At 70.0% G+C, this 4,647-nt stretch carries 3 protein-coding genes; all 3 read right to left on the bottom strand.

Going from position 1 to position 4,647, the window contains the following annotated elements; all coding sequences use genetic code 11:
- Positions 1–434: thioesterase II family protein (locus tag RM812_RS40600; RefSeq protein WP_311585803.1), on the bottom strand; the 434-nt coding region annotated here is incomplete at its 3' end.
- Between the two features lie 144 nt (positions 435–578).
- The gene (locus tag RM812_RS40595; protein ID WP_311585801.1) at positions 579–1,925 is read right to left on the bottom strand and encodes a lysine N(6)-hydroxylase/L-ornithine N(5)-oxygenase family protein; all 1,347 of its coding nucleotides are present in this window, start codon (positions 1,923–1,925) and stop codon (positions 579–581) included.
- A gap of 286 nt (positions 1,926–2,211) precedes the next feature.
- The coding region (locus RM812_RS40590; RefSeq protein ID WP_311585799.1) for a non-ribosomal peptide synthetase at positions 2,212–4,647 on the bottom strand (2,436 nt) is incomplete at its 5' end.

Here is a 4,647-nt window from a genome sequence, read left to right as displayed (position 1 = left end):
ACGTGCGCGATGACCTCGTCGTCCGTACCGGAGATCATCTGCCGGCCGGCCAGTGCGTGCGTCGCCCGTCTGCCGGACACGCACAAAGCGGCCGGCGGGCACCCCCGCTCGTGGAGGCGCAACGCCACCTCATGCGCCACCGAAGCCCCCATGCTGTGGCCGAACAGCACCAGCCGGTGCCGCGTCAGGCCGTCGAGCGCCTTCGCAATGTCGTCCGCGAGGTCTTCCAGCCGAAGCGGGAACGGGTCGCCGAACCGGTCCTCCCTGCCCGGGTAACGGACGGCGAGCACGCCGATGTCCGCAGGTAATCCCAGGGGCCAGTGCGTACCGCACCTGGCCCCCGCGCCGGCGGCGGGAAAACAGACGAGCTTCGTCCCGCATCCGTCGTCATCACGGTAGCGGCGTAGCCACCGCTCTTCCACCGGACTGCTCATCGATGGTTCCCTTTTCTCGGTGGAGGAATGTCCATGTCATGCCTGCGACAAAACAGGATGGGCCGGCCTCACCTGTCCGCCGGCGGTCCACGGGCCGTACCGCACCGCCCCGGGCGAGACCAGGTGGCACGGGCCCGCGGGCGTTCAACCGAGGTCGCCGCCAGCCTCGGCGAGGACGGTGCTTCCGACGTCCCGCAGCCTGCGCCGGGCGGCGATCGAGTCGACGATCTCGCCGCTGCGCTGCGCGATGTTCGACAGCAGTGAGGAGGTCAGACCGTGGGTGTGCTCGGTACCGCCCTGCAGGTAGATGCCGCACCGCATGCCGGGTGCGGTGACGAGGCGGTAGTCCCGCTCGACGCGGTGCCGACCGGCCTCGTCCCGCAGGCAGAGGCGGTCGAGGTCGCCCAGCAGGTCCGCGGGCTCCATCGCGTCGTAGCCGGTCGCGCAGACCAGGGCGTCGACGTTGAGTTCGCGGACCGCAGCGTCCGGGCCCTCCTGCAGGGAGACGCGCGTCTCGTCGCCCTCCCGCTTCACACCGGTGACCCGCGTCAGGTTGAGGAACTCCAGACGCCTGACACCGCGTACGTCGTCGTCGTACGACCTGCGGTACAGAGCCCTGATCACGTCGTCGTCGACGACCGAGTAGTTGGTGTTGCGGTGGTACCGCCAGAACGCCTCCCGCGCCTGCTCGGTACCGAAGTAGTAGTCGTCCACGGCCGCCGGGTCGAAGATCTGGTTGGCGAAGGGGGTGTCGTCCGCGACGGAGTAGCCGTAGGACGGGATGACCGCGTACACCTGGGCATGCGGCAGTTCGTCGTACAGAAACCTGGCGATCTCGGCGGCGCTCTGGCCCGCTCCGGCCACCGCCACACGGCGTAGTTCGCGGGGATTGATCCGGCGGTACTTCTCGAGGAACTCGGAGCTGTGCCATATACGTTCGTCGCATTCGGTTCCCTCGGGCATGCTCGGGACGAGGCCCGTCGAGATGACGACGTTCCGCGCCCGGACCACTCGGTCGGCCCCTCCCCTGGCATCCGCCACCTCGAGCCGCAGATGGTCCGCCCCCTCTGGAGCAGCGCCTGACGGCAGCCGGATCGACAGCACTTCCGAGCCGTAGGAGATGCGGTCGGCCACGCGCGCCTGGGCCCACTCGAGATACTGGTGGAACTCCTCGCGGGTGGGGAAGAAGTCCTGGTTGTTGACGAACTGCGGGAGTCTCCCGGACGCGTGCAGGTACGCGATGAAACTGAAGCTCGACGTCGGGTTCCGGAAGGTGACCAGGTCCTTGAGGAAGGATATCTGCATGGTCGCCGACGGCAGCAGCATGTTGCGGTGCCAGCCGAAGGATGCCTGACGCTCCAGAAAGAGACTGCTGATCTCATGCTCCACGCCATTCGCCCGGTATTCCTCAAGGGCGATGGCGAGCGACAGGTTGGACGGGCCGAACCCAACACCGACCACATCATGGGTCTCGTGTACGCGATCACTCATAGAAGGTTCTTCCGCTGGCATGGATATGCGAAGCGCGTTCGCATCACCGACCGATATTCTTCCGCTCCCGAAATGCCCCACGGTCGAGCGGACCTGAAATCTCCATTGGACACGCCGCCAACGTAGACCGACACGATGGACCGTTCAAGAGCACCGGACTCGGCCGGCGCGACACCAATGAAACGGCGTATCCCGCGGGAAGCCCAGCTATTGGTGTCCCGTCGGCGGGACAGCAATACCTGGCTGAAGCACAGCGCCGGGCCGGCGGCCGCGCAACGGGCATTGCTCAAAGAACCTGGCCTTCCCTCGTCCTCCTGCCCAGTGCCGGTCTGCTCGACCGGGCGAAATCCTCCAGCATGTCCGAAAGGGCGGTGACGGTGCGAGCGGCGAACAACGTGCGGATCGACACCTCGAGGTTCAGCTCCGACCGGATCAGGCCGACCAGCCTGATCGCCCGGAGTGAATTGCCCCCCAGGTCGAAGAAGTCCTCTTCGATGCCCACCCGGTCCACTTCGAGCGCGTCGGCGAACACCTCGGCCAGCACCCGCTCGGTGTCGTTCCGCGGCGCTCGGTACCGCCCTTCGTCGAGCTCGGGTTCCGGCAGCGACGCCCGGTCCACTCTTCCGTCGACCGTCACCGGCAGTCGCTCCAGCACCATGAACGCCGACGGCACCAGGGGTTCCGGCAACCGTCCGCCGACGAACCTGCGCAGTTCCTCACTCGTCACGGCCCGGCCGCCCACCGGAACGGCGTAGGCCACCGGTCGCCGCTGCCCGGAGCCGTCCGGCCGGACGGCCACCACCGACTGGGCCACCCCGGGGTGCTCCGCCAGTACCTCCTCAGCCCTCACCGGCTCGACGCGGACACCGCGTACATCGGCCTGAGCGTCTGCCCGGCCCACGTATTCCAGCCGGCCTTCGGCACCCCACCGCACCCGGTCCCCGGTCCGGTACATGAGCGCACCGGCCGGGCCGAACGGGCAGGGCACGAAACGCTGCGCGGTCCGTCCGGGGCGCCCGGCGTACCCACGCACCACACCGGGCCCAGCCACGTACAGCTCACCGGCCACGCCGGCGGGGACCGGCGCCAGGCCCGGTCCCAGCACGTACAGGTCGGTGCCGTCCATCGGGCGGCCGATCTCACCCGCGTGTCCAGCGGGTTCGTCGGCGGCCAAACGGCGGGCCGCCACGAAGGCGGTCGTCTCCGCAGGACCGTAACCGCACACGATCGCCAGGTCGGGGCAGGCCTCGCGGACCCGCCGCACCGCGGCCGCGGGTACCCGCTCCCCGCCGGTCCACACCTCTCTCAACCCGGCGAGCAGCGCGGGCCGAGCCGCCGCGATCATCGAGAACAGGCCGGTGGGCAGCCATACCGCCGAGATGTCGTTCGCCGCGCGCGCCCCGGTCAGCGCGTCCATGTCCAGCTCCCCCGCGGGAGCCACGACCACCCGGCCGCCGTTCAGCAGCGGGACCCACAGCTGGAGGGCGACCGCGTCGCAGGCGTGCGCGGTGTGCCACAGCACGGTGGTACAACCGACCTCCTGCCAGCGGGGGTCCATGACGAACCGTCCCATGTTGCGGTGCGTCACGGCCACGCCCGCCTCCGTACTGGCGGGCCCGGAGGCGTACACGGCCAGCAGGTTGTCCTGACGCGGCGCAGCGGGAACCCCCGGCGCCCGACCGCTGGCGTCACCCGCGGTGCTTCGGAGAATCTCGTCGACCACCAGCGCAGGAACGTCCGGATCGGAGGGGAGCGCGCCAACCGTCGCCGCGTCGGTGAGCAGGAACCGCACCGACGCGGCACCGAGCACCGGCCTGACCCGCTCCACCGGGAACGCCGGGTCGACCGGCAGGTAGGCCCCGCCCGCCTTGACCACCCCGAGCAGGGCGACGGCCAGATCGGTCGACGGGGGCATGGCCACCGCTACCACCGTCTCGGGACCCACGCCCCGCCCTCGCAGCGCGGCGGCCAGGTGGTTGGAGCGCTCGTCGAGTTCCCGGTAGGAGACCGCCGTGCCGCCCGACACCAGCGCCACGGCACCGGGATTCCGCTCCACCTGCCGGGCGAACAACTCCGGCACCGTCGGCGCGGGCACCGGCACGTCCGTGTGGAGCGGCGACCGCAGCAGCCGTTCCCGCTCCGCACCGCCGACCAGGTCGAGCGCGCCGACCGGCTGGTCGGCGGCGGCCACCGCGGCACGGATGTACGTGATGAGTTCCTCGCCGATGAAGCGCAGTTCGGCGCGGGAGTACAGCCTCGCCGGCGCGTCCAGCCGGACGAACAGGTCGCTGTCCGCGCTGCCGTCCGTGTAGACGCCGATCGAGAGCTCGTCGAAGGCTCCCGTCGTCCCGCCGAGGTAGCGCGCCGGGCTGTCGGCGAAGTGCAGCTGCTCGATGTACTCGGCGACGTTGACAACCGCGCCGAAACAGCCGCGGTCGCCCAGGGGGGCCTCACTCGCGCGCCGTATCTCCGAGTAATGGCAGGCCGTGTGGTCGAAGATTTCGTACGTCTCGTCCACCAACGTGTCGGCGATGTCGGTGAAGCTCGCCCCGAGCGGCACCCGCATCCGCACCGGCACCACGTTCACCGCCAGACCGGGGGCCCGGCTCGCCGCCCCGACCCGGTTGCCCACGGCCAGCGAGAGGAGGAACTCCGGACGATCGCAGCGGTGCCGGAAGAACACCGCCGCAGCCGCGGTCAGCATGGTGGGCATCCATACGTC

The sequence above is a fragment of the Streptomyces lancefieldiae genome (assembly GCF_031845825.1).
GTDB lineage: Bacteria > Actinomycetota > Actinomycetes > Streptomycetales > Streptomycetaceae > Streptomyces > Streptomyces lancefieldiae.
Note: the sequence above shows the minus strand (reverse complement) of the source record. Positions and strands in the feature narration are given on the sequence as shown.

Bases quoted from the DNA above. Each gene is read 5' to 3' on its own strand.
- RM812_RS40595 (WP_311585801.1), bottom strand. From the start codon at position 1,925: ATGAGTGATCGCGTACACGAGACCCATGATGTGGTCGGTGTTGGGTTC.